At 63.0% G+C, this 23,546-nt stretch carries 26 protein-coding genes; 7 read left to right on the top strand and 19 right to left on the bottom strand.

The genetic code is table 11. From position 1 onward, the window contains the following. Positions 1-27 precede the first annotated feature (27 nt). Together CUJ86_RS02920 and CUJ86_RS02925 are read right to left on the bottom strand one after the other, a co-directional pair. Positions 28-1,488: an RNB domain-containing ribonuclease gene (locus CUJ86_RS02920; RefSeq protein ID WP_130646051.1), complete on the bottom strand. Its 1,461-nt coding sequence runs from the start codon at positions 1,486-1,488 to the stop codon at positions 28-30. A gap of 76 nt (positions 1,489-1,564) precedes the next feature. Continuing rightward, positions 1,565-2,890, bottom strand: a complete 1,326-nt coding sequence (locus CUJ86_RS02925) for a cation diffusion facilitator family transporter (RefSeq protein WP_235855554.1) — start codon at positions 2,888-2,890, stop codon at positions 1,565-1,567. 53 nt (positions 2,891-2,943) lie between these two features. On the opposite strand from CUJ86_RS02925, the gene CUJ86_RS02930 reads away from it, so the two are divergent. Beyond that, entirely contained in the window at positions 2,944-3,627 is a 684-nt protein-coding gene (locus CUJ86_RS02930) for a hypothetical protein (RefSeq protein WP_130646052.1), read from the top strand. A 36-nt stretch (positions 3,628-3,663) separates the two neighbouring features. Here CUJ86_RS02930 and CUJ86_RS02935 read toward each other — a convergent pair whose 3' ends face one another. Then, complete coding sequence (locus CUJ86_RS02935; protein ID WP_130646053.1) at positions 3,664-4,422, bottom strand: hypothetical protein; 759 nt, start codon at positions 4,420-4,422, stop codon at positions 3,664-3,666. 194 nt (positions 4,423-4,616) lie between these two features. Between CUJ86_RS02935 and CUJ86_RS11765 the strand changes: the two genes are divergently transcribed. Together CUJ86_RS11765 and CUJ86_RS02940 are read left to right on the top strand one after the other, a co-directional pair. Continuing rightward, positions 4,617-4,763 carry a hypothetical protein gene (locus CUJ86_RS11765; RefSeq protein ID WP_165394747.1) on the top strand — a complete coding sequence of 49 codons (147 nt, stop codon included), beginning with the start codon at positions 4,617-4,619 and terminating at the stop codon, positions 4,761-4,763. A 14-nt stretch (positions 4,764-4,777) separates the two neighbouring features. Further along, the gene (locus CUJ86_RS02940; protein ID WP_130646054.1) at positions 4,778-5,080 is read left to right on the top strand and encodes a hypothetical protein; all 303 of its coding nucleotides are present in this window, start codon (positions 4,778-4,780) and stop codon (positions 5,078-5,080) included. On the opposite strand, the gene CUJ86_RS02945 is transcribed toward CUJ86_RS02940, so the two are convergent. The 11 genes from CUJ86_RS02945 to CUJ86_RS02995 form a co-directional block, all read right to left on the bottom strand. After that, positions 5,064-5,288: a type II toxin-antitoxin system HicA family toxin gene (locus CUJ86_RS02945; RefSeq protein ID WP_130646055.1), complete on the bottom strand. Its 225-nt coding sequence runs from the start codon at positions 5,286-5,288 to the stop codon at positions 5,064-5,066. The genes CUJ86_RS02940 and CUJ86_RS02945 overlap by 17 nt on opposite strands. Beyond that, entirely contained in the window at positions 5,281-5,514 is a 234-nt protein-coding gene (locus tag CUJ86_RS02950) for a type II toxin-antitoxin system HicB family antitoxin (protein WP_130646056.1), read from the bottom strand. The genes CUJ86_RS02945 and CUJ86_RS02950 overlap by 8 nt, the downstream gene beginning before the upstream one ends. Before the next feature lie 698 nt (positions 5,515-6,212). Next, positions 6,213-7,814 carry an O-phosphoserine--tRNA ligase gene (sepS, locus tag CUJ86_RS02955; RefSeq protein WP_130646057.1) on the bottom strand — a complete coding sequence of 534 codons (1,602 nt, stop codon included), beginning with the start codon at positions 7,812-7,814 and terminating at the stop codon, positions 6,213-6,215. Positions 7,815-7,817: 3 nt separating this feature from the next. Beyond that, on the bottom strand, positions 7,818-8,729 hold the full coding sequence (gene twy1, locus CUJ86_RS02960; RefSeq protein WP_130646058.1) for a 4-demethylwyosine synthase TYW1: 912 nt from the start codon (positions 8,727-8,729) through the stop codon (positions 7,818-7,820). Further along, entirely contained in the window at positions 8,710-10,374 is a 1,665-nt protein-coding gene (gene argS / locus CUJ86_RS02965; protein ID WP_130646059.1) for an arginine--tRNA ligase, read from the bottom strand. Before argS ends, twy1 begins: the two co-directional genes overlap by 20 nt. Before the next feature lies 1 nt (position 10,375). Next, positions 10,376-11,647, bottom strand: a complete 1,272-nt coding sequence (gene prf1, locus CUJ86_RS02970) for a peptide chain release factor aRF-1 (protein WP_130646060.1) — start codon at positions 11,645-11,647, stop codon at positions 10,376-10,378. A gap of 54 nt (positions 11,648-11,701) precedes the next feature. Continuing rightward, positions 11,702-12,544 (bottom strand): alpha/beta hydrolase, encoded by an 843-nt coding sequence (locus CUJ86_RS02975; RefSeq protein ID WP_130646061.1) that lies wholly within the window; start codon positions 12,542-12,544, stop codon positions 11,702-11,704. 4 nt (positions 12,545-12,548) lie between these two features. After that, complete coding sequence (locus CUJ86_RS02980; protein WP_130646062.1) at positions 12,549-13,046, bottom strand: NUDIX hydrolase; 498 nt, start codon at positions 13,044-13,046, stop codon at positions 12,549-12,551. Beyond that, positions 13,043-13,714, bottom strand: a complete 672-nt coding sequence (queC, locus tag CUJ86_RS02985) for a 7-cyano-7-deazaguanine synthase QueC (RefSeq protein WP_130646221.1) — start codon at positions 13,712-13,714, stop codon at positions 13,043-13,045. Before queC ends, CUJ86_RS02980 begins: the two co-directional genes overlap by 4 nt. 2 nt (positions 13,715-13,716) lie before the next feature. Continuing rightward, a complete protein-coding gene (locus CUJ86_RS02990) occupies positions 13,717-14,331 on the bottom strand; it encodes a 7-carboxy-7-deazaguanine synthase QueE (protein ID WP_130646063.1) in 615 nt (204 codons plus the stop codon). Further along, entirely contained in the window at positions 14,318-14,731 is a 414-nt protein-coding gene (locus CUJ86_RS02995) for a 6-carboxytetrahydropterin synthase (RefSeq protein ID WP_130646064.1), read from the bottom strand. Before CUJ86_RS02995 ends, CUJ86_RS02990 begins: the two co-directional genes overlap by 14 nt. Positions 14,732-14,897: 166 nt before the next feature. On the opposite strand from CUJ86_RS02995, the gene CUJ86_RS03000 reads away from it, so the two are divergent. The 3 genes from CUJ86_RS03000 to CUJ86_RS03010 are packed head-to-tail and all read left to right on the top strand — an operon-like array spanning position 14,898 to position 18,169. Continuing rightward, entirely contained in the window at positions 14,898-15,326 is a 429-nt protein-coding gene (locus CUJ86_RS03000; RefSeq protein ID WP_130646065.1) for a 30S ribosomal protein S12, read from the top strand. Positions 15,327-15,331: 5 nt separating this feature from the next. Further along, positions 15,332-15,946 (top strand): 30S ribosomal protein S7, encoded by a 615-nt coding sequence (locus tag CUJ86_RS03005; RefSeq protein WP_130646222.1) that lies wholly within the window; start codon positions 15,332-15,334, stop codon positions 15,944-15,946. A gap of 30 nt (positions 15,947-15,976) precedes the next feature. After that, positions 15,977-18,169: an elongation factor EF-2 gene (locus CUJ86_RS03010; protein WP_130646066.1), complete on the top strand. Its 2,193-nt coding sequence runs from the start codon at positions 15,977-15,979 to the stop codon at positions 18,167-18,169. 54 nt (positions 18,170-18,223) lie between these two features. Here the strand turns inward: CUJ86_RS03010 and CUJ86_RS03015 are convergent, their stop codons facing one another. Continuing rightward, on the bottom strand, positions 18,224-18,886 hold the full coding sequence (locus CUJ86_RS03015) for a DUF2202 domain-containing protein (RefSeq protein ID WP_130646067.1): 663 nt from the start codon (positions 18,884-18,886) through the stop codon (positions 18,224-18,226). A gap of 30 nt (positions 18,887-18,916) precedes the next feature. Next, positions 18,917-19,894 carry a hypothetical protein gene (locus CUJ86_RS03020; RefSeq protein WP_130646068.1) on the bottom strand — a complete coding sequence of 326 codons (978 nt, stop codon included), beginning with the start codon at positions 19,892-19,894 and terminating at the stop codon, positions 18,917-18,919. Positions 19,895-19,973: 79 nt separating this feature from the next. On the opposite strand from CUJ86_RS03020, the gene CUJ86_RS03025 reads away from it, so the two are divergent. Next, entirely contained in the window at positions 19,974-20,324 is a 351-nt protein-coding gene (locus CUJ86_RS03025; RefSeq protein WP_235855555.1) for a hypothetical protein, read from the top strand. Here CUJ86_RS03025 and CUJ86_RS03030 read toward each other — a convergent pair. The 3 genes from CUJ86_RS03030 to CUJ86_RS03040 all read right to left on the bottom strand — a co-directional run bounded on the left by CUJ86_RS03030 (position 20,314) and on the right by CUJ86_RS03040 (position 23,539). After that, the gene (locus CUJ86_RS03030) at positions 20,314-21,207 is read right to left on the bottom strand and encodes a proline iminopeptidase-family hydrolase (protein ID WP_130646069.1); all 894 of its coding nucleotides are present in this window, start codon (positions 21,205-21,207) and stop codon (positions 20,314-20,316) included. The genes CUJ86_RS03025 and CUJ86_RS03030 overlap by 11 nt on opposite strands. A gap of 720 nt (positions 21,208-21,927) precedes the next feature. Further along, positions 21,928-22,950 (bottom strand): helix-turn-helix transcriptional regulator, encoded by a 1,023-nt coding sequence (locus tag CUJ86_RS03035; RefSeq protein ID WP_130646070.1) that lies wholly within the window; start codon positions 22,948-22,950, stop codon positions 21,928-21,930. Positions 22,951-23,146: 196 nt separating this feature from the next. Then, positions 23,147-23,539, bottom strand: coding sequence for a hypothetical protein (locus CUJ86_RS03040; protein ID WP_130646071.1), 393 nt, complete (start codon positions 23,537-23,539; stop codon positions 23,147-23,149). Positions 23,540-23,546: the final 7 nt, after the last annotated feature.

Consider the following 23,546-nt stretch of genomic DNA (forward strand, 5'->3'; position numbering starts at 1 on the left):
ATAGCAGGATCTCGGATACCGGTCATATCAAGGTTCGGATCTGCCGGTGCAGACGAAATCGATGTAGCCGTTGTAGGGATCGGTGAGGATCAGGCGGACCCTGACCCTCTGCCCGACATACAGGCCGTATTCACCCTCCATGACCCTCCCTTCGACCGGGGGTGCGATGAGCCTGACATAGGTTCCCCGTTCCGAGGCGCCGGTGACGATGGCGTCGAAGGATTCGCCGATCCGTTCCCCGAGCAATACGGCCCCCGCCGCCTTCCGCATGAAGCGTTCGACCTTCTGGGAGGCCTTTTCCCTGCCGGTGAGCCATTCGGCAAGGTCTGCGAGGTCTTCTGAGGTGTAGGGGGAGCCTTCGCCGCGGAGGGCGGCCTTGAGCAGCCTTTGAATGATGATGTCGACATAGCGCCTGTTCGGGGCGGTGCCGTGGGTGTAGTTGGAGATCGCAAGCCCGAAGTGGCCGATTGAAGCCTCACCGGGCTGGAGGGGCAGGTAGATTCCCGGCCCGATCAGTTTTACGATGGTGAGGGAGAGGTCGGGGAAGCCTTCGGGGTCGGCGGTCCGCTGCCCGGTGAGGAAGCGGGAGAGGGCCACCGGGTCGGGTTCCGGGGGGAGGTATTCGCCGTGTTCTGCCGCCGTCCGCTGGATACCCTTCCAGTCTCTGGGTTCGCGGACGACACGCTGGATCATGGGCATGCCGGCGGCGGCGAGGGTGCCGACGATCGTGGTGTTGGCGCCGATCATGAACTCCTCGATCAGGCAGTGTGCGGCGTTCTGTCTCCTGACGATGAGGTCCCTCACCATCGCCCCCTCCATGACCGCACCCGCCTCGATGGTCTCCAGGTCGAGCGCTCCCCCCTCGAAGCGGCGGCGTCTCATCCGTTGTGCGGCCTCGTTCTGGAGGAGGACCTGCTCCCTGAGGCCGGGGATCGCATCGATGTTCTCCGGGAGGGGTCCGGTCCCCTCCAGCCACTCGCCGACCTCCTCATAGACCAGGTGCGCCCGATTGCGGACGAGGGCGCGCTCGATGCCGTCGGGGCGGATACTGCCGTCGTTCTGGACGGTGTATCTGATGACCAGGGCCACGCGGTCCTGATCCGGCAGGAGGGAGGTGATCCCCTCCGAAAGCCGGGGGGGCAGCATGGGGAAGGTCTCGACGCCGGTGTACACCGAGGTGCCGTTATGGGCGGCATGACGGTCGGCCGCGGAGCCCGGTCGCACACGGAGGTCGACGTCGGCGATCGCCACCGCCACCCGGATCGCTCCTTCCGGGCCTTCCTCGCAGTATTCGATCTGGTCCAGGTCCCTGGAGTCGTGGTTGTCGATGGACGACCAGGGGAGGTGGCGGAGGTCGGGGAGTCTGTCCGGGATCGGGGGTGCCCCGGCGGTTTCGCTCTCGATGGTCGCGGGAAAATCGGGCTCGAAGCCGTAGCGCCGCATGGCGTCCCATGCGATGGCCCTCAGGTCGGGGGTGCGGGTGTTCATGCTGCTCAGGGGAGGTTTTTTCGTGCGGGGGATAATTATCTTCTGGAATGCGACCGGCAGGACAGGGTGATGCCGTTTATTCCCTCTGATCGGCCCGCACCTCCTCCTCGATCCCGGCGATCAGGTCTGCCAGGGTGGTCGCATCGGTGATCTTTGTCCTCACCTGTGCCGATTCAAACACATATTCGGCCGATTTTCCGGCGAGGGGCTGCTGTGAGTAGACGATGTCGGGCTTCTGCTCCAGCAGCATCTCCGCCGCCCGGATCCCCTTCTGCCGCTCCAGGTCGCGGGCCGGGTTCGGGAGGATCTCCTTGCGCTCCAGTCTCCCCTCCTTCACCCCGATGTCGAGGAGGGCGAAATAGGGGGCCTCGCCGAAGTGGGGGCTGATCGTGCCGTCGAGGTCGATGAGCGGGACGGCATAGCGAATGTGCGAGCGCTCCGCCGGTTCGGGGTGGATGACGACCCGCTCCACGTTGGGGACCAGGCGGCGGATTCGGTCCTGGATGCGTCCGCTCGCCAGGTCCGCCCCGGCGAGATCGGTCGGTTTCATCGCCACCACTGCCTCGACAAAGATGTAGCGTCCCGAGTTCCGGGCGGTCAGGTTCCTGATGCCGATCACCATCGGGTCGGCGAGGACGGCGGACCTGATGGCGTCGCGGGTGGCGTGGTCGATGGAGGCGTCGAGGAGGGTGCGCATGCTGTCCTTCAGGATGTCCCATCCCGAATAGGCGATGAATCCGGCGATGACGACGGCGGCTGCGTGATCGATAGGGAGCCCGAAATACCGGGCGAGGAGGGCGAAGAAGACGACCGAGGTGGAGAGCACGTCCACCCGGTGCTGTCGCCCGTCGGCGATCAGGCTGGGGGAATGGTAGTCTCTTCCCATCCGCACCTCATAGGTGCCGAGCAGGTAGGGGACGGTGACCAGGGCGGCGACGGCGATGAGCACCCATCCACTGAAGGGGGTGGCCGTGCCCTCGCCGGTGAGCGCCTCCGCGGCGATCTCCCATGCCGTGAAGAAGACCAGCAGGGCGATGATCACGGCGACGATGTTCTCCACCTTGTAGAGGCCGTACGGGAACTCCCGGCTCTTTCTGGAGGAGAGATAGATGCCGGCGAGGAGGGCGAGGGATGCGAGCACGTCCAGGGAGGAGTGGACAGCATCGGCGCCGAGGGCCAAACTCCCCGCGATCCCGGCGAGATAGAGTTTTACGAGCACCAGGGCGGTATTGACGATCAGGGAGTAGAAGGCGACCTTTCTGACGACCCGCTCGGCCTCCTGCCGGTCGTCGCCCGCTCCTTCCTGCACCGCCGGATCGTCCATTGGTGTGTGGTGGCCGATCAGCGATGATAACGCTTGCGGAGGGGGCAGGGTGAGGGGAGGGGTCTGTTCGTCCTTCATTCCCCTGATCCATATGGCCAGGGCTTTATACCGCACCCGTCAATGATCGGCTGATGCCTGACACCCCGGACACGCCCCCATGCAGTGTGCAGGACGGTGCACACTGCGACGCCTGCACATTGAACGAGAGGATCAATTGTCGGTGGGACCGGTGCGTCCTCAACGGTTTTATCGCCGTGTGCTGGGCCACATACCCCGGCACGCTGGTGTTGCTGGGGATCGTGTTTCTGCTCACGGGATGGTGGTGGCCGATCGCCGCCTACACGCTCTATGTCGTCGGGATCTTTCTCTTCGAGTTCAGGTTCCTCTGCAGCCACTGCCCCTATTATGCCGGCGAGGGGCGGGTGCTCAGGTGCCTGGCGAACAACGGTGCACCGAAGATCTGGAGGTATAACCCCGCCCCCATGAACGGCACCGAACGCTCCCTGATGCTCCTCCTGGTGTGGTCGCTGTATGTGGTCATCCCCCTGGTCGCCGGGCTCTCTGCCATCTGGCTTGTGTATGCGGGGGGTGAGGGGACGGTGGCTCTGCTCGCCACGATCGGTGTGGTCCTGCTCACCCTTGCGGCGTCATCGACCTTCCTCTGGATCATGAAGATCTACTACTGCAGCAGGTGCATAAACTTCTCCTGCCCGCTGAACACGGTGGATAAACAGACTGTCGATGCCTACCTGGAGAAGAACCCGGTGATGCGTGAGGCCTGGGAAGGGAGCGGGTATTCGCTCACCAGAAAATGAGGGGCGGGGGACGTTCGATCCCCCTGGATGTCCCGATCAGGCCGAAGGGGTCTCGTTCGCCGGGATCTCCGGGCCCGGCCCGAGTTCGGGGGTGGGGACGGGGAGGATGGACGCCGCCCAGGCGGTCGGGCTCTCCCTGGCGATGACGCTCAGGATGTAGGTGTCTGACTCGGGGACGGTGACGATCCTGAAGGTCTCTGTGGAGATTTCGCCGAAGCCGGGCTGGACATAGGTGTTGTTTGCGTCCATGAGCGGGCTTGCGTTCGCATAGCTCAGGAAGTACATGGGGGAGGAAATGCCGGTCTGCTGCCGTTCGAAGATGTACTGCCCCTTCTCAAGGTACAGCGGCGGCGCCACCTCGGTGCCGTTGCCGGTGAGGTTCAGTGGCGCCTTCTGGCCTTCGCCGGGCACGTATTTCGAGGCTGTTGCGGTCCATGCGCCGGTGCCGGTGATGTTCAGCAGGTATTCGTCCTTCTGCGGGACCTCGAAGACGAGCGTTCCGTCATACGGGCCGGTGATGGGGATCTCGTTGCTCGCAGCGTATTCGTTCGATGCGCTCGCGAAGTTGACCGTCATCGTCTGCTTCCCTTCGGCGTGGAACGAGAGGAGGATGACGCCGGTGTCCAGGGAGAGCGTGGCGTTGGGGCTGGAGGCGGAGAGTTCCGCCGGGAGCGAACCCGCGGGTGCGGGGGTTGGGGTGGCGAGCGTTGTTTCGGGAACGGCACTCTGTTGCGTACAGCCGCAGACGAGCATCACGGCCGCAAGGAGGAGTGCGATAAGGAGTATCCGTTTCATGGGGTTTTTTCTCGTGTTTTCAGTGGATATACGTTTCTGTTTTTTTTCCCGGATCGTCCTATCGGTCTCGCCTCAGGGTGGGGATCTGAAATGCGCTGATCGGGAGGGGGACCGATCCGGGCCGTCCCCCGGATGATCCTCATGCCGACGCCGGAATAATGGTAGATGAGTCTGTCCCGCATCCCTGAGGCGGCATGCCTCCTGATGGGGGGGTGCTCGGGAGGGAGATCAACTATGTCCTCTTCACGAAGGACGAGATGGAGCGGCGGATCGCGGCTGGCGATCCGTTTGTCTTGAATGTGCTTGCAGGACCGAAGGTGGTGTTGATTGGCCGGGATTGAGGACCTGGAACGCCATGAACCTTGCCCGGCGGGACGTGACGGTTGCCGGGAGCGTCCTTGCGGGCAACAGCGACTGGGCGTATACCATCGCCTACAATGCCATGCTCCAGGCCGGGCGGGCGCTGATGTTCTCGAAGGGATACCGCCCGGCGGGGACGAATCAGCATATCACGGTCTACGATATGGTGGGGGCGGTCTATGGAGGGGGAGGCGAGAAACGCCGTTTCTCGTGCTGGGGCATTCCTGGATGCGATCGAGGGGCTCCTCCGCTGAGGATGTTGCGGCGGAGCGGAGAACGGACTATTTCCGTTCTTTGAGTTCCTCTCGTTCTATCCCTGCCTGTCGGAGGATTTCAAGAAGAGTGCCTGTGGGCAGATCCTTTGCATGAACCGGGACGGTCACGCGCCTCCCTGTTTCCGGGTGACGGTAGAGGTGGTGGCTGCCCCGTGTCCGTACCAGGACGAATCCTTTTGTTTCAAGAATTTTGATGACTTTTTGCGGGGAGAGGACGGGAATTTTAGGCATATGCTTCGACCGTCAGGGTATATTCGAGGGTGTCCTCCTCGGTCGGGATCTCCTCGCCTCTTTCGGTCAGGTCTTCCAGGTACACCTCGATCGCCTCCTTCGCCATTGCGATCGCCTCCTCGATCGTGCCGCCGAAGGTGACGCAGCCGGGAAGCGTCGGTACCGTGACGGTGTAGCCTCCCTCCGGCTCTTTTCGCAGAAGAATGCGATAGGTGATGCGGTGCATGTCCCTTTTCTCCTTTTGGTTCGATCTTTTGTGGGGGTTTTATGGGTGAAATAGGTTTTGTGGTGGATGGATATCGTTGCAATAGAGGACCGGGTCGGGCTCAGACATCGGCCCTCTCGCCTGCGATCCTCTCCCGCATCGCTGGTCTGACGGCGTCGGGGGACGTCGGGTCGTTTGGGGGGGGTGGTCTTCCCGCTTCCGCGAAGGCGAAATGTGCCGACCGGGCGGGAGCACTCGAGCCGGGATGTCGGTGCCGCCTGCGGGGGTGGTTATGGCAGGGTGTGGGCTGACTCCCGGCCCCTCCGGCGTTTACACTGTTTTCAGCAGGTTTTCGGCAAAATTTCAGCGTCTGCCGCGAAGATGAACGGGCGAGGAATGGCCCCTGTACCGACAGTACGGTACAGATAGAGAGACGCGTCTCTCTATCTGTACTATATTTCAGCAGATCACACGCACAGCCTCAGGTGTCTGTGCAGGAGTGGGTGGGTGCGGGTGTGTGTGCGACCTCCGGAATGTTGTAGACGATCCGGTGATCTGGGTGTGCGGGGGCTGTAATTTGAATCAGGGTGATTTGTGGCGTTTTTATGGTGGTGGTGCCTGCTGAAAGGTGCTGAAAAAGGGCAAAAATGGTGGGTCTGTGCTGTAAGGGTTCCTGGGGGGGATCGTGGTGCAGGTTTTTTGAAACTGTTATTCTCTCATTACTCCCCGATCTCCCCTCGCACCGTCAGAAACACCGGGCCCCGCACATCCACCTTCCTCTTATTATCGGTAATATACCGCATCGTCCAGTCCGGGATCCGCAGGTTCACATCCGACGGCGTCTTCGCCATCTTCACCTGCACGCTCGCCGCCTCCCCGCAGCGGGCCGCCTCCTCGATGCGGGCCGCCGCCAGGTTCGCTGCCGCCATCAGGTAGGAGATGCCGGTGGGTGCGCCGTTCGCCCGGACGTCGGCGAACTTCTCGGTGTCCGGGACGCCGAGCACGCGGCCGTCCTGCACAAAGACCTCGTTGAAGGTGGCCGGCCCGCAGAGCCGCGAGTTCTCCTCGGGCTCCTCCACAAACACACGGAGGCGCCGCCCGCCGACCTCGCCCTCGAAGGCCAGGAATGAGCAGGGCCCTTCGGCTGCGGCGTTCGCCGTCGCCGTCGCCATGATCGCCTCCACCAGGGCCCGCCCCTCCGGGCTCTGCGCCTCCTCCCTGAGGGTGATCGCCGCGGCGATCTCCCGGTCGGTGAGGGTGCGGGGGAAGAACTGGGGATGGGTGAGTTTTCTGACGTCGTCGGCCTGGTAGAGGATCATCGCCAGCCGCTCCACGCCGAGGCCCAGGTTCATCACCGGCACCCCGATGCCGTACTCCCCGAGGGCCGAGGGGGAGTACATGCCGAAGGTGGCCACCTCCACCCATCCGATCTCCGGGTGGCGGGCGTAGACCTCGGTCTGGGTGTCCGGGATATAGTATTTGGAGCGCTTCTCGTCAGGGCGGAACTCGAAGTCCTCAAAACCGAAGGCCGAGAGCAGGGCCTCGGAAACCGCCTTGCCGTCCTCGATCGTGATCTCCTCACCGGCCAGCACGCAGGAGGCCGAGTGGTAGGTCATCAGGCGGGTCGGCCCCTCCTCCTGCTCACGGCGGAAACAGCGGTCGATCGAGAAGAGACAGATCGGGCGGGGGTAATGCTCCCACATCGCCCCCAGGGAGAGGAACCAGCCGCTCGTCATATGGGAGCGCAGCGTCGTCCTGGACGACTCCGGGGCGAGGTCCCGGAACTCCGGGAAGATCGAATCCAGGATATGCACCACCAGGGCATCGTCGATGCCGAGGTCGGCGGCGATCTCATGGCTCAGTTCGTCGCCGTCGATCGTCGCCTTCTTATAGGCGTGGAAGGTCTGCTGGAGTTTCTCCTTCACCTCCTCGGGGGGAACGGCGTAGGAGTCGTTCTCGGCCCTGATGATCCCCATGATCTCCTCGGCCTGACGGTCCGAGATCCCCACGTTCGGCCGCGGCAGACCGCCGAGATAGAAGACGCGGTCCAGCACGGCGCTCGCCTCCGGGCCGAACTGGCGATAGACGTCCGCCTCCTCGATCATCAGCGGCACGCGGGCCTCGTCGAAGCCCATCGAGAGGTAGACCTCGCGGAGGCGCTGGATCGTCTCGGCGATCGGGTGCGGCGCCGCCCGCCGGAAGCCCTTCCTCGGATAGGTTGCGGCCAGCGACGGGCGGGAGAGCACCTCCGGCCCCCGGTGCCAGGCGCCCTCGAAATCGGTTCTTGACAGTTCCTTCCAGAATTCAGGATCAAATCTCATATCTCACTCATCCCCTCGTCGTTCCATCAGCACCACCCGCGAGATCGGGCTCTCGTCGGTGATCTCGTAAGAGCAGTGTGCAGCGATCTCCTCGGCAAACGCCCTCACCTCGGCATGATCGGGCATGTTCTCCCTTTCAAGCCGTTTTCGACTGTATCCGAGATACATGTATCCCTTTACCTCGATATAGGTGGGCCTCGACCGCTCGTAGATCGCCGCATACCCCGCGGCGTCGATATCGTTCAGGCCCTTCACGACCGTCGTCCTGATCGCCGACCGCCGTGAGGAGAGGAGGTCCAGGCTCTCCATGATCCGGTCCCAGTAGTCCTCGTCCGGGTTGCAGAGGTCCAGGTAGGTGCCGCGGTCGGGTGCGTCCACCGAGACATAGGTCTGGAAGGGGCGGCAGCGAGCCAGCATCTCCGGACGGGTGCCGTTCGTGACCAGGAAGGTGGTGAAACCCTCGGCATTGAAGCCGTCGATCAGTTCCGCGAGGCGGGAGTAGAGCGTCGGTTCGCCGGAGAGGGAGACCGCCACCATATCGGGGTCCAGCGCCTCGGCAAACCGCTCCTTTGAGACATAGCGCGAGACCTTGTAGCCGGAGAGGGCGCGTTTCTGGAGGCGGCGGACATTCTCCAGGATCACCTCAGGCGGACACTCCTCAACCTCCTCGACCTCGTGCTCAAAGGATCGCCAGCAGAAACGGCAGCGCTGGTTGCAGCGCAGCGTCGGGGTCATCTGCACGCAGCGGTGGCTTGTGATCCCGTAAAAGCGGTTCTTGTAACACATCTCGCCCCCCTTCAGGGAGCGCTTGTTCCACATGCACGGCTTCACCGCCGCCGTCGATTCAGGCGAAAAAAATTGGTAGCCCTGTTTCTTCAGGGCGCCGCGGGCGCCCTCACATCGTTGAGATCGCATCGATACCAAGCGTCTCCAGCGCTTCCTTCAGGGTGTTCTGCGCCGCCCGCACCAGGGTCAGCCTGCTCTGCAGCGTCACCCCCTCGGACCGCAGCACCGGCACATAGCGGTAGAAGGAGTTGAAGAGATCGGCCAGGTCGCGGGCATAGATCGCCAGCAGGTGGGGCCGGAGGTCCCGGACCACCTGGTCGATCACCGCCGGGAAGCGGGCGATCTGCTTTGCAAGGGCGATCTCGTGTGGATCGGTGAACTCGTAGGCATACTCGAACGCCCCTGCCTTCTCCAGGATCGAGCAGGCCCGGGCATGGGAGTACTGGACGTAGGGGCCGCTCTGCCGTTCGAAGTCCAGCGCCTCCTCCCAGTTGAAGACCGTCGACTTCTCTGGCGAGACCTTGACGATATCGTAGCGGATGGCGGCCAGCGCCACGGCCCGGGCGATCCCCTCCCGCTCCTCCTCGGGGAGTTCGGGGCGGCGATCTGAGACCTCATCATAGGCCTTGTTCGTCACCTCGGCGATCAGTTCGTCTGCCGAGATGAACTTCCCGGCCCGCGTGGACATCGAGCCCTCGGGCAGGGAGACGAACTCGAAGATCACGATCTCTGGGGGTCGTTCGCCCATGAGCTGCAGGGTGCACTGGAGCTGCGAGCCGATCAGCTTGTGGTCGGCGCCGAGCACGTCGATCACACGCTCGAAGTTGCGGCCCTTCCAGGTGTGATAGGCCAGGTCCCGCGCCGCGTAGACCGAGGTGCCGTCCGAGCGCCGCACCACATACTCCTTCTCGAACCCGAACGCCGAGAGGTCGATGGCCAGGGTGCCTTCGTGTATCGCCTCCGGCATGCGGTCGAGTTTCTCGATGATCCGCCTCATATCGCCGTTGCGCACGAAGTCCGATTCCCAGACAAAGCGGTCGTGGACGACGTTCAGGTTCTTCATCGTGACCTTGAAGCCGTCGAGGCAGCGGGAGACGACCGCCCTGAACTTCCGTGCGGTCTCGGGGTCGCCGGCCTCGATCTGCTGCATCAGGCGGTCGATATCGGCGACGATCGACTCGTCCGCCTCGATCCGCCGGTTTGCCGCCACATAGACGCGCGCGATGTGGTGGTCTCCCTTCTCCCCCTCTTCTGCGGCCAATTCGATATGGTCAAAGCCCCAGGAGACGATGGCGATCTGGCGGCCCATGTCGTTCACATAGTAGTGGACCTCCAGGGTGTATCCGGCCTTCCGGAAGGCGCGGGCCAGGGTGTCGCCGATGATCGAGTTCCTGATGTGCCCCACATGCAGGGGGCCGTTGGGGTTGGCGCTGGTGTGCTCCAGGTTCACCCGCCCGCCCTGTTCGGGGAGGCGCCCGAATCCGGGTTCGAGGGCCGCCTTCACCGTCTCGCGGACATAGGCGTCGCTGACATGGAAGTTGATGTACGGCCCCTTCGTATCGACCCTGATGCCGTGCGGATCGAGGGCAGGGGCGAGGCGTTCCGCCAGATCGGCGGCGATCGCCATCGGTGCTTTGCGTTCTTTCTTTGCCAGGGAAAAGGCGATGGTGGTGGCGAAGTCCGCATGCTCGCCGCCATCGACCAGGTCCGCCGATTCGGCGCCGGTGGCATCCCGCAGTGCCGCCTCCAGTATCCGGTAGGTCTCAAGAAACATTCTAGTATCCCGTCCTGTATCTGAGGATCGCCGCTATCCCGCCGAAGGCCGAGTAGAGCACCGAACCCTCCTCAAATTCGTCCGATATGATCTCCACCTTCGTCCCGCTCTGATCGGCCAGGGCGGTGAGTTCGTCGATGATGTCCACCTCCTCCTCGATCTGCAGGGGTGCGCTGCATTGCGGGCAGGACCCGGTCTCGAAATCCTTGGTCGTCTTGCCGGGCTCGACCCTGATGGTCCGCTCCTCGGTATAACCGCAGGAGCCGCATTTGATCCGCAGGCGTGACTCCCGCAGGCGGTCGGAGAGGAGCAGGATATCCACAGCCCCCATCTCCAGGTTCCGCCTCACGCTCTCCTCACCGTATGCGGCGACGCTGTCGTCCTTGACCAGTTCCCGGAGGAACCGGGTCATCAGTTCCTTCTCCTTGACGACCTCGATCCCCTTCAGGGCGTCCTGTGCGGCGTCCACCAGTTCACCCAGCCCGCTCTCGTTTGTATAGGCGACGTCGAAGAGGCCGAGCACCCGTTTCTGCACCTCGTGGTGGAGGTAGTTGCCCTCATAGAACTCCTCCTTGGTCGGTGAGGGTCCGCCGATGAGCAGCCCCTTGAAACGCTCGAAGAAGTCCTTCTCGGCCAGGAAGACGTCGCTTGCGTGGTCCCCGACCTTCTTGTAGAACTCGTTGATGGCGATGAGACGGAGACGTTCGAAACGGACCGATGACTGTCCGCCTTTACGCTGTTTGCCCGGCACGGTCGAGGTGCTCCCGCTGATGGGCTCGATCCGGTTACCCCGCAGGAAGCCCCAGTATGCCTCCCGCCGGTCGATGACCAGGAGACCGTAGACATATTTCTCCTCGAGCATCGCCTTCAGGGGTTCGAGCTCGAAGTTCGAGGAGCAGCGGTACATATACATGCCGAGGGGCTCGGGCGGATAGACGATCTCGCACTGGAGGTCGGTGCGGTCGCCGATGGTGTTCACCGTCCCGCAGAAGACGGCCATGCCGTTCTCGGGCGGCTTCTTGAAGTATTTCAGGCGTGAAAGGATGGAGGAGATGGCGCTCTGGACGTTGGTTCTCGTCTGTTTGCTCTTGATGTTCGAGCACTGCCCGAACTCGTCCCGCAATTGGGCCGTGACGTCGAAAATCTGTTTGTCAGGCGGGATGTAGAGCGAGATCAGCTCGGTCCCGCTTCCCTGCTTTGCCTCCAGCCGCTCGAGCATCTTTTTGAACTCATATCGCAGCCGCGCCGGTTCCATCTCCTCAATATTGGTCATCTCACGTTCACCAGTCTACAGAGCTAGTATATGTTCTCTCCAGATTCGTATAAATCACACGCATACGGCCATCACGCCGGCATCGACCTCGGCATTGACGCCGTGTGTGCCGTTGAAGGGGACGAATTCCCGCGGCTCTGCGGCCGCCTCAAACAGGGCCTGCCCGTCGGCATAGGGGATCACCGGATCCTCGGTGGCATGGAAAAGGAGCACCGGCCGCGGGGATATGGAGGCGATCGAGACGGAGGGATCGATCGAGAGCAGGAACCGCCGTGCGTCCCCGCCGTAGTCGTCGCCCGCCCGCCCGAATCCTGATGTCGAAACCCCGATATACCCGGCAAAATCGGTATCGGCGGCGGCCGCCAGTTCGGCATACCGCCCGCCGTTCGAGGACCCCATCGCCCATACCGGGACGGGATAGCGCTCCGCGAGCACCTCCCGGCAGGCGATCAGGTCGGCGGCGATCCGGTGGGTCTGGGGCTGGTTCCCGCCGGCAAAGGCGGCGAACTCGGAGTTCAGGTCGAAGGGGTGCCCCGCCGCCCCGCCGCCGTTCCCCCTGATGTCCACGACACAGAAGGCGATCCCCGCCTCCGCATACCGGATCGCCCGCTCCAGATGCGCCGCGGGGAGCACGCCGGCCCCCGGTGCATACACGATCGCCGCCTCCGGCGTTTCCGGTGCGGCCAGCAGGCAGGGGATGTCGATATCGCGGTGGAGCACGATCTCCGACACCGTGACGCCCCCGCTCTCGTTCAGCACCTGCTCAGAGAACGCCGGCACCGGCACGACGAGGGAGAGCGTGCCGTCGTCGTCCACGGCAGAGGTCGCCGTCTCCAGCGCACCTGTGCACCCGGCGGCGACCAGGAGGAGCAGAAGGAGGGGGGCGAGGCGGCGCATCGGATCACCGGCAGCAGCGGTATGCGATGGCGATCGTCTTGGCGTCCGTGATCCGCCCGTCCCGGCACATCGCCATGAGGTCGGCGACCGGCAGGCGGACGACCTCGATCTGCTCGTCGTCGTCAGGGGTGAATTCGCTTGAGGGGGAGAGGCCGCGGGCCTCATACAGATAGATCCGCTCGTCCGAAAACCCCGGTGTGGTATAGATGAAGCCGTGCGGGATCATCTCCTCTGCCGCCAGTCCGCACTCCTCGACGAGTTCGCGCCTGGCCGTCTCGACCGGGTCCTCCCCCTCCTCCAGGGTTCCGGCCGGCGCCTCGTAGATCCACCCGTCGATGGCGAAACGGTACTGGCGGATGAGGTAGCAGTGCTCCCCCTCCAGCGGGAGCATCACGGCGGCGTTGCCGGGTCGGACCACGACCCGCTCCCGCTCCGAACCGTCAGGGAGGGTGATCCGCTCCAGGTTTACCGAGAGGCGCCGCCCGCGGTAGATCTCGGTCACGGCCTCACCCGGTAGGGGATCGGGTCCTCGATGCCCAGGGCGCGGAAGGCCTCGAGCCTGAAATGGCAGGAATCGCAGACCCCGCAGGCGACCTCGTTCTGGGTGTAGCAGGACCAGGTGTGCTCGTACGGCACCCCGAGGTCCAGCCCCTTCTGCACGATCTCTGTCTTGTTCATGTGCACGAAGGGCGTCAACAGTCGGATCCGCCCGCCGGCAGCAGTGCCGAGGTCCACCGCCCGCTGGAAGGCCTGGATGAACTCTTCCCGGCAGTCGGGATAGCCAGAATAGTCGGAGGACTGCACCCCGATGAACACCGCTTCGGCGTCGCGGGACTCGGCGAAACTGACCGCCATCGAGAGCAGGTTGGCGTTCCTGAACGGCACATAGGTCTGCGGGATCCCCTCTTCTCCTTCGCTGTAGTCCTCCACCGCGATCGCCGGATCGGTGAGGGCGCTCTTGCCGAACTTTGAGAAATAGCCGACGTCGATCTCCAGGAACTCCTCCGCCTCCAGGAGCCCGGCAATCGTCCGTGCGCACGCCCGCTCCTTCTCGGCGGTCCTCTGCCCGTAGGTGAGGTGAAGGGCCAGGACCTCATAGCCCATCTCTTTTGCCAGGTAGGCGAGGGTGGTCGAGTCCATCCCGCCGGAAAGAAGACATACCGCCTTCATCGTCATCTCATCTCCAGGTACTTGTGGAGCTGGATCTGGAAACGCGCCGGCAGGTTTGCCGCCAGCACCCACCTGGCGATGCCCTGCTCGTCCGCTCCATACACCGGGGATATGAAGGTCTCGCCCCGGATCGGGCAGTGGGTGATGACTCGTTCTGCAAATTCGAGATCCTCCTCGTCGGCAACGACGAATTTGACGCTGTCCCTCTCGCCGATATGCTGGAGGAGCGAGATGTCGCTCCTCTGGCTGGACGAGGGGCACTTGACGTCCATGCAGACCGACGCGAACGGCTGCACCGGTCTGAAGTCCACGGTGCCGTTCGTCTCGATCTCCACCGAATACCCCATGCGCTGGAGGCGGCGGCAGGCCTCGGCGACCTCGTCGATCTGGAGGAGGGGTTCGCCGCCGGTGATGCAGATGTGACGGACCTTCATCCGCCAGATGCGGTCCAGGACGGCGTCGACACCCATCTCCACCCCCCTATCCCCGTCCCGCGCCGCTGGGCTGTCGCACCATGCGCACCGCAGGTTGCAGCCGGCCAGACGGATGAACACGGTCGGGCGCCCCTGGTTTCTCCCCTCGCCCTGCAGGGAGCAGAAGATCTCAGCTATCCGCATACTCGATCTCCGCATAACAGGTCGCCGCCTCCCAGACCCGGACCCGCACCACCCGCGCATCTGACCCCCCCTCGATACAGGCCTCGTTGATGAGGTCGGTGATGATCTCGGCGAGCGCCTCGCTCGTCGGATCCCCGGCGGTGGTCACCACGTCATGGAACTGGCGGATGCAGGGGACCATCGGGTCCTCCTCGTTGAGGATCACCTGGTGATCGAACCGGTCGGTGACCGCCCTGATACAGTTGAAATCGATGAGAATGCCGGTCTTCGGGTCCGGCGTCCCGCTGATCCAGGCCTCCACCCGCCAGCGGTGACCGTGGAGGCGGTGGCACTTCCCCACATAATGGAGGAGGCGGTGGCTTGCATCGAAGTAGGTTTCCTTATAGATGACGGTGACCATCACTGATCATTCGCCCGGCGGGCATATAAGATTATTATACAGGACGTTCCATGAATACTACCAGATTTCGGTGCGATGGACAATACATATATTCGTTCCGCGCTTTGGTACTATACCACAGTGAAGGGTATCCAAATCTAGAAATCCGACACAAAGAGGGTATTCAATGGGAATGGGAAAATTTGCAGCCAGAAAGATGAAGCGTGACGCTAACAAGACGCGTTGGAGCGATACGACCTACGCGCGCCGTGAATTGATGCTCGATGTAAAATCCGACCCCCTTGAGGGCGCCCCGCAGGCCCGCGGCATCGTGCTCGAGAAGATCGGTGTCGAGGCAAAACAGCCGAACTCGGCCATCCGCAAGTGCGTGCGCGTGCAGCTGATCAAGAACGGCCGCCAGGTCACCGCCTTCGCCGTCGGCGACGGTGCGATCAACTTCATCGATGAGCACGACGAGGTCACCATTGAGGGCATCGGCGGCCGTCTCGGCCGTTCCAAGGGAGATATCCCTGGGGTGCGCTTCTGTGTGACCAAGGTGAACGATGTCTCCCTCCAGGAAATGGTTCTCGGGAGGAAGGAGAAGCCGCGCAGGTGATCATGATGACAGAAGCAGACGTGCCCGTCCAGGCAGAAGAGCAGGAAGAAAGCGGCGTTCAGCAGCTCCTCTTCAACAAGTGGGATATCTCCGAGGTCCAGATCAACGACCCCGGGCTTGTCAGGTATGTGAACCTCACCTCCATGATCGTGCCGCACTCCTGCGGGAAACTCTCCCAGCAGCAGTTTGCGAAGAGTGAGATGCTCATCGTCGAGCGTCTGATCAACAAGATCATGCAGACCGAGCACAACACCGGCAAGAAGCAGCTTGCGATCCGGATTGTCGAGGAGGCCTTCGACAAGATCAACAAAAAGACCAAGAAGAACCCGGTGCAGGTGCTCGTGGACGCGATCTCCAATGCAGGGCCCCGCGAGGAGACGGTCCGCCTGAAGTACGGTGGCATCAACGTCCCCAAGTCGGTCGATACCGCTCCGCAGCGCCGTGTCGATGCCGCCATCGGCTTCATCGCAACGGCTGCATACAACGGTTCCCACAAGAGCAAGCGTTCCGCCTCCGACGTCCTCGCCGACGAGATCATCGCCGCAGCGAAGGGTGACGCAAAGTGCTTCTCGGTCTCCAAGAAGGAAGAACGTGAGCGCGTTGCAAAGGCTGCACGGTAATATACCCTTTTTTGTTTTTGAGGCATTTCCATGACACGAAGGAAAAAGATGGTAGAGCGGGTCACCGGCCTGATGGACAAGCCCGACCGGATCCGCAACATTGGTATCGTTGCACATATCGACCACGGCAAGACCACCCTCTCCGACAACCTGCTTGCAGGTGCGGGGATGATCTCCGAGGAGCTTGCCGGCCGCCAGCTCTTCATGGACTCCGACGAGGAGGAACAGGCCCGCGGTATCACCATCGACTCGTCAAACGTCTCGATGGTCCACACCTACGGCGACAAGGAGTTCCTCATCAACATGATCGACACCCCCGGCCACGTCGACTTCGGCGGTGACGTCACCCGTGCGATGCGTGCGGTGGACGGTGCGGTCGTCGTCGTGGACGCCGTCGAGGGCACGATGCCCCAGACCGAGACGGTGCTCAGGCAGGCCCTGAAGGAGGGCGTCAAGCCCGTGCTGTTCATCAACAAGGTGGACCGCCTGATCAACGAGCTCAAGGTCGATTCCACCGAGATGCAGATCCGTCTCGGCCGCGTCATCGACAAGGTGAACAAGCTGATCAAGGGCATGAATGAGAAGGCCTACAACAACGGCTGGAAGCTCGATGCGGCGGCAGGGACCGTTGCCTTCGGCTCGGCACTCTACAACTGGGCCGTCTCCGTGCCCTTCATGCAGAAGAGCGGCGTGAACTTCCAGGAGGTCTACGACCGCTGCCGCGAAGAGGACATGAAGACCCTGGCAAAGAAGAGCCCGCTCGCCCAGGTGCTCCTCGACATGGTCGTCCGCCACCTGCCCGACCCGATCGATGCGCAGGACCGCCGTGTGCACATCATCTGGCACGGCGACTACGAGTCCGGCGTCGGCAAGGCGATGGTGGACTGCGACCCGAAGGGCCCGATCGCCCTGATGGTCACCGACATCTCCTTCGACCCCCATGCAGGCGAGGTCGCCACCGGCCGTCTCTTCTCCGGGACGCTCCACCGCGGTGACGAGGTCTATGTGATGGGCACCGCAGGCAAGTCCAATCGTCTCCAGCAGGTCGGCATCTTCATGGGGCCGGAGCGGATCGAGGTCGAGAACCTCTGCGCCGGTAACATCGCAGCGGTCACCGGCCTGAAGGACGCCATCGTCGGGTCCACCGTCTCCTCGCAGATGGAGATGACCCCGTTCGAGTCGCTCAAGCACTACTCCGAGCCCGTCATGACCGTCGCTGTCGAGGCGAAGAACATGAAGGACCTCCCGAAGCTCGTCACCGTGCTCCGGCAGGTCGCCAAGGAGGACCCCACCGTCAAGGTGACGATCAACGAGGAAACCGGCGAGCACCTGATCTCCGGCATGGGCGAACTCCACCTGGAGATCATCACCGGGCGTATCAAGCGTGACAAGGGTGTCGAGATCGTCACCTCGCCGCCGATCGTCGTCTACCGCGAGACCCCGACCAAGAACGCGGGTCCGGTGGAGGGCAAGTCCCCGAACAGGCACAACCGCTTCTACATCGAGCTCGAACCGATGAGCGAGGACCTCGTGAAGTTGATCAAGGACGGCGAGATCTCGATGAACATGCCCGAACTGGAGCGGCGTGAGGTGCTGATGAAGGTGGGCCTGGACAAGGACGAGGCGAAGAACCTCAAGGCCATCGAGGGTACGAACCTCTTCTTCGACATGACCAAGGGTATCCAGTACCTCAACGAGACGATGGAACTGGTCCTCGAGGGCTGGCGCGAGGCCCTTGCGGCCGGACCCCTGGCCGATGAGCAGGTCCAGAACCTGAAGATCAGGCTCATTGACGTGAAGCTCCACGAGGACGCCATCCACCGCGGTCCGGCGCAGGTCATTCCGGCCGTGCGCAGTGCGGTCAAGGCCGGGCTGCTCTTTGCAGGCGACTCCCTCCTCGAGCCGATGCAGAAGATCCAGATCACGGTTCCCATGGAGCAGATGGGCAATGCCACCGGTCAGATCCAGGGCAGGCGTGGCCAGGTCTTTGACATGCAGAGCATGGGCGACACGATCACGGTCGTCGGCAAGGCGCCGGTGGCAGAACTCTTCGGCTTCGCTGGCGACCTCCGCTCGGCGACCGAGGGTCGTGCGATGTGGTCCACCGAGTTCGCGGGCTTCGAGGTCGTGCCGGGCGGCATCCTCCCCGAGATCGTGAAGAGCATCAGGCAGCGCAAGGGCCTCAAAGAGCAGGTCCCGCGGCCTGACGACTATCTGGCGTGAGATCCGCGCACCAACGGTGCGTTGTCGGGAATACCCTCCCGATCTTTTTTAGCCTCAGTATGATGGGACGAGAGTCCCGCCGCCGATGATCTCATCATAGTCATCGTCGGAGAGCACCGCAGGCCGGTATTCGACGCCCGATTGCCCGAGGTTTCGGACGAACGAGCGGAGATGGTTCTCCGAACCCATCATCAGGGATGCATACACCTGCCGGACGTCGGTGTTGTCGGTGCGGGCCGATGCCGCCGCCAGGTCGACGATATCGGTCTCTTCGATGCGTGCGGCGACCTTCAGGGCCTCGATCTCAGACGCCGATCCCTCTGCCGTCAGGCGGTCGTAGGTCTGCTGGAGGGTGGCGTTGGTGAATTCGCCCGTCGCCGGGCGGACAGGGTCGTCCAGGGCGTAGCGGTCGATCAGGGTGCCGAGGGCGTCCATGTGCGTCTGTTCGGAGGCTGCGATATTCGAGAACACCTGTGTCCCGTAGAGATCGGAGAAATGGGTGTAGGCGTCCCTGGCCAGTTTTTCCTCCTCCCTGAGGTAGAGGATGTCGGCGGTTTCGGTGGCGTTCAGGCTGCCGGGAGTGACGGCGACATTGTTCCCTCCGCCCCCGCCCCCCTGCTGCCCGTGCGGCCCTCCGCCCCCCTCCCCTCCACTGCATCCCGCGGAGAGGAGGGCGAGGATGATGAGGGCCGCCGTGATCAGGATCCGTCTGTCCATGGCACGGGATGGCGGCGGGATCTCATAGTGCTATCCCTCCATCTGCCCTTCCAGTGCAGACCCGGCGGTCCTGACGATCGCGCCCGTTCCGAGGCAGACGGAGACGGCCCGGACCAGGAAACCGAGGACAGGGACGAACATGAGCAGGGCGAGGATCACAAAGCCGATGAAAAACCGCCCGTAGGGCCCCATTGTGGGTGAGACCCGCCCGGCGATCAGGTCGCCGATCCAGGCCGAGACGAAGAGTCCGGCGAGCAGCGCCGAGAGGAGCAGGAGGATGCCGGCGACGGCGGCGAACGGGATGCCGATGATGGTGATCGCCAGAATGAGGAGGATGACCGCCCCGCCGATGATGACCACAAGACCGATCAGGGTGTTCAAAAGGGGCGATTCTGCCAGGGTGCCGACCACCTGTTCAAACGGGAGCGGCAGGAACCGGATCAGGGCCAGACCGAGGAGCAGGAAACCGATGGTGATCAGGACTGCCGCAACGCCGGGCAGCAGGCCTTTCTCCCGCTGTTTCTGCTGGAAATCGACCGTTCCGGCAGTGCCGGTGTTTGTGAAACTCTCCCCGGCCACGCTCAGGACGCCGCCGATCGTTCCGGCGTTCGAGACGGTGCGTGCCGCGATGTGGGCGTCCCTGTCGATCGAGGAATTCGCACCGATCGTGACCGCATCGCCGGTGCAGAGGAGGTTTCTCCCGATGGGAGCGTCGATGCCGATCGTGCCGGCGGCGGCGACCACCTTCCCTCCCACCGCGGCGTCGATCTCGACGCTGCCGCCGGCCAGTATGACGTCCCCCCGGACGGGTGCGCGGATCAGGATCTCCCCGCCGGCGGCGATCAGGCTTTCGATCGGTGCGTCAACCACCAGGCGGCCCCCGGAGGCGATGACGTCGTCGTCGGTGGGTTCGGTGATGGCGACCTCCGAACCGGAGAGGAAGATGATGGCCGACGACTGCGGGACGATGAGCAGGACGAGCAGGAAAATAACGGTATATCTATGCATGCCGCCCCTGTGTCCTGGCCCCTATATAGATTCATCCCCCTGGCCACTACCTTCATGGTGATGGCGACAGAGCACCGGTATGGTCGGGATGCGATGGGGCACGGTCGATCTGCACGGTGAGGTCTACGACTACGATGTGGTGGTTCATACCGATGGCACGGTCACAAAGCGTAAAAAAAAGCGTTCGAAGCATCTGAAGGGTGAATACGGGCACACTCCGCTCAGCAGGGGGGAGCTCGATCTGCTCATCACGGAGAGCCCGGAGGTGGTCTATGTCGGCACCGGCTATGAGGGCGCACTGCCGATCACCCCTGATGCCCGGGAGATGCTCGACGCCTATTCTGCGGTGGTCGCCCCCACCCCTGAGATTGTGCCCCTGGCAGAGGCCGAAAAGAGGAGGTTTGTGGCCATCATCCATGTCACCTGCTGATGACCGTCCGCTTCCTCTCCTCCAGGTACCCCCTGACGAGACTGAGGTAGTGGGCGGTGTCCTCCAGGTGGTGCTCGTGCGATCCCCCGGAAAAGACGGCGATCTCTGAACCCGGCATCATACGGTGATAGTGGGCGGTGGTGGCGGGCGAGGCCTCGTCGAACTCCCCGCAGGTGAAGAGGGCTGGAATACCGATCTCGTGCAGCCGTTCTGCCCGTTCGAATCCGGCGAGGCTGCCGGTAACGGTGAACTCGCTCGGTCCCCACATCTGCAGGTAGATTTCGGTGTTCATCTGCTCGAACGTCCGCATCAGGCATTCAGGCCAGGGATCGAGGCGGCAGAGGTGGCGGCGGTAGTATGCCATCATCGCCTCGCTGTATGCGGGATCGTCGAAGGTGCCGTCGGCCTCGCACCTCCGGATCGCTGCCTGTTCATCCTCTGAAAGCCCCTTCAAGTACCGCCTTCCGTCCGCCGCCCACCTGGAGGCGGAGAGGCAGGGACCGGAGAGCACCAGCCCGGTCACGCCGGCGGGTCGGCATCTCAGCAGGTATTCGACGGCAAGCATTGTCCCCCATGACTGACCGAGAATATGCAGGCGGGAGAGCCCGAGCCCCTCCCGCACGGCGGCAAGTTCCCGGACCGAGCGTTCCAGCGTCCAGAGCGAGGGATCGTCAGGGCGGTCCGACCCGCCGCAGCCGAGCTGATCGTAGAAGATCACCGGGCGTTCATCGGCGAGCGCCGCCAGCGGTTCGAGGTAGTCCCATGATCCCCCTGGTCCGCCGTGGATCACCAACAGGGGCGTAGCCTTGGCGCCGCTCCCGAACACCGTATAGCGGACCCGCCCGCCGGGCACCGGGACATATCCGCAGTTCTCCAGAGCCATCGATGATGGTATTCCCCGTGATCCCATGAAAGCATTGCCCGTGCCGGACGACGGCGCCTGAGGTCGGGAGGGCTCCTCCCTGATCCTCCCCCGTCAATGAGATTGGGCCGGTATTGAGAGAATTGCGGAGGTGTGGTGATGTGGAATTATTTGCTGAAAATTCGGCTCTGTTGAAAAGCTCCACTACAACAACGATCGAGATCGCTTGAAGGTGCTCTGGTGAGGGTATGATAGATCTTCTATCGTGGAACCGGGCTCCGGGAGGGTCTGGACAGAGCCATTCGTCCGGCAGTTTCCGGGAGCGTGGGTCTGTGTGCCCCTGCCGGGGGGCCTGCTGCCCCCCGGTCCCCCCGCAAATACGATAGGGGCAGGAACGGTAGAACACGCCGGCACGCCCATCCATAATTTTTCATCGGTGGATGCTCCACATGGCCCTTCCCCGCATGTCAGGAGCAATCATCCCGCGCGGGGGGAAAGAGAATGAATCACGCTCGCATCCGGAAAAATGATGATTTCTACATCGCTGAAAGTTCCCTTCTTCACTCCATGATTGCAACACGGGACGGTCCCCCCCCCTGAGAGCGCCCCCGAAAATTGGCCCGGTCCCTATCATGGCAATCCGGGGGAGCGGGGGGAGAAACCCCCTGTTCGTTGCTATCCTGATGTGCGGATCCGGTTCTGGATCGTGAGCGATTCAAGAGAGCCAGATTGTATGAGTATTCATCCACACCCGCCCTGAAAGAACTCCATGATCGGGACGGAGTGCGCCCGGTAATGCTGATACAGCCGTTCGCCCCAGTGCACCGCCTCCGGCGTGCGGCAGACCAGGTCGTGGATCGAGTCGTAGGTCTGGTTGTCCCTGAGGAACAGACCGAAGGAGAGGGCCGTATCGGTGACGGTGAGTCCGACAGAGATTGGAATGGTCGAAACGAAGAACCGGAGGTTCGGGAAGAGCGAGGGGTCGCGCCCCTTCTTCACCACCTCCTCCTGCCAGAGTGCCGCGGCCAGTTCCGGGGTGATCACGAGTTCGACCTCCTTCCCCGCTATCACCAGATCCCAGAGCGTTGCGGCCACGGCGGGTTTGGACCATGTCGATACCCCGTGGAGCCACTCGGCCTCCCTGATGATATCCAGGTAAAATTCCAGCCTCTGCTCGAAGTTCACCGGAACGTCGCAGATGAGTTCGGCGTTGATCAGATCTTCGATGCTTTCAAGGGCGAATTCGGGCACGCCTTCGAGGGAGTGGAACTCAAAGAAGGCATTGAACTCCTCGATGACGCCCGCGATCCTGATGCACCGCTCCAGGCCGCGCAGCACCTCCTCCCCTGCAGGTGTGCGCTGGCGCCCTCCGTCCCCGACCTCCAGAAGCCCCATTCCGAGGAGCCATTCTGCGATTGAGGGCTCGGCCGATACCGGATCGTCCAGCCCTTCGAGGTATCCATCCTCCCCCATCCGGATCAGTTCGTTGCGCACCTGACCGATCACCCGGAAGAAATGGGGGATCTTTCTGGTTCTGTCCCTTGAGATCGCCCGGTAGAACTCGACTGCCAGGTCGTGGGTCCGCGTGGCCAGAAGCGTTCCGCCGGTCGTCAGGGTGTAGAGATCCCCCGTTCCGGTGATAAGCCAGCGGTACCTGAGGCCGCCGAGGATCTCGGCCACCCGTTCCTGTTCAAATCCCGTCTTTCTGGTGATGTCATCTGCACCGACCCCCTCCGCACCGATCACCGAGAGCACCGTGATCATGTCGGGGTGGCAGTAGGACCGGATCAGGTCCGCCGCAGAGGCCCCATTGGGGGGCGAATTCTGTAATGTCGTTGGGCATCACCCTCCACAAGTATTCTGCTCTGATCAGGTTTCCGTTTTTTGTCTTGCCTGGTGCCTGGATGTCTGGATAATCTGGAAAAAATAGGGGAGATATGCCTTTATCCAGCAGGAAATGTCACCGTTCGTCCCTGAGGAGCACCTTCACATAGGGCCGGGGCGAGAGCACGCAGCCGCAGTAGGCCTCCCGGTTCCCGACGGCAATGATCTCGGCCCGGTGCTCGCCGAGGGTTGCGTCGAAGCCGGGTTCGATGCTCTCCATGAAGAGGAGAAACCGGCGGAGTTCCATGAAGGGGCGGTCTGGTTCAGGGACGAACTCGAAGTCGACGAGGTCCGCCTCGATGCTGGAGGTGCGGGCGATTGCGGGGTCGAAGTAGATCCAGACCTCGACACCGTGGTCGTCGGCGATGCCCCGCAGGCTGAGGAGGGAGACGCCCTCCCCTGCCCTGATGCCGAGGCCGGCGAAACGTTCCGCCGTGTCGGCGCCCGGGAGATGCTCAAAGGCCGTCATGCCACTC

Origin of the sequence: Methanofollis fontis (assembly GCF_004297185.1) — an archaeon.
GTDB classification, from domain to species: Archaea; Halobacteriota; Methanomicrobia; order Methanomicrobiales; family Methanofollaceae; genus Methanofollis; species Methanofollis fontis.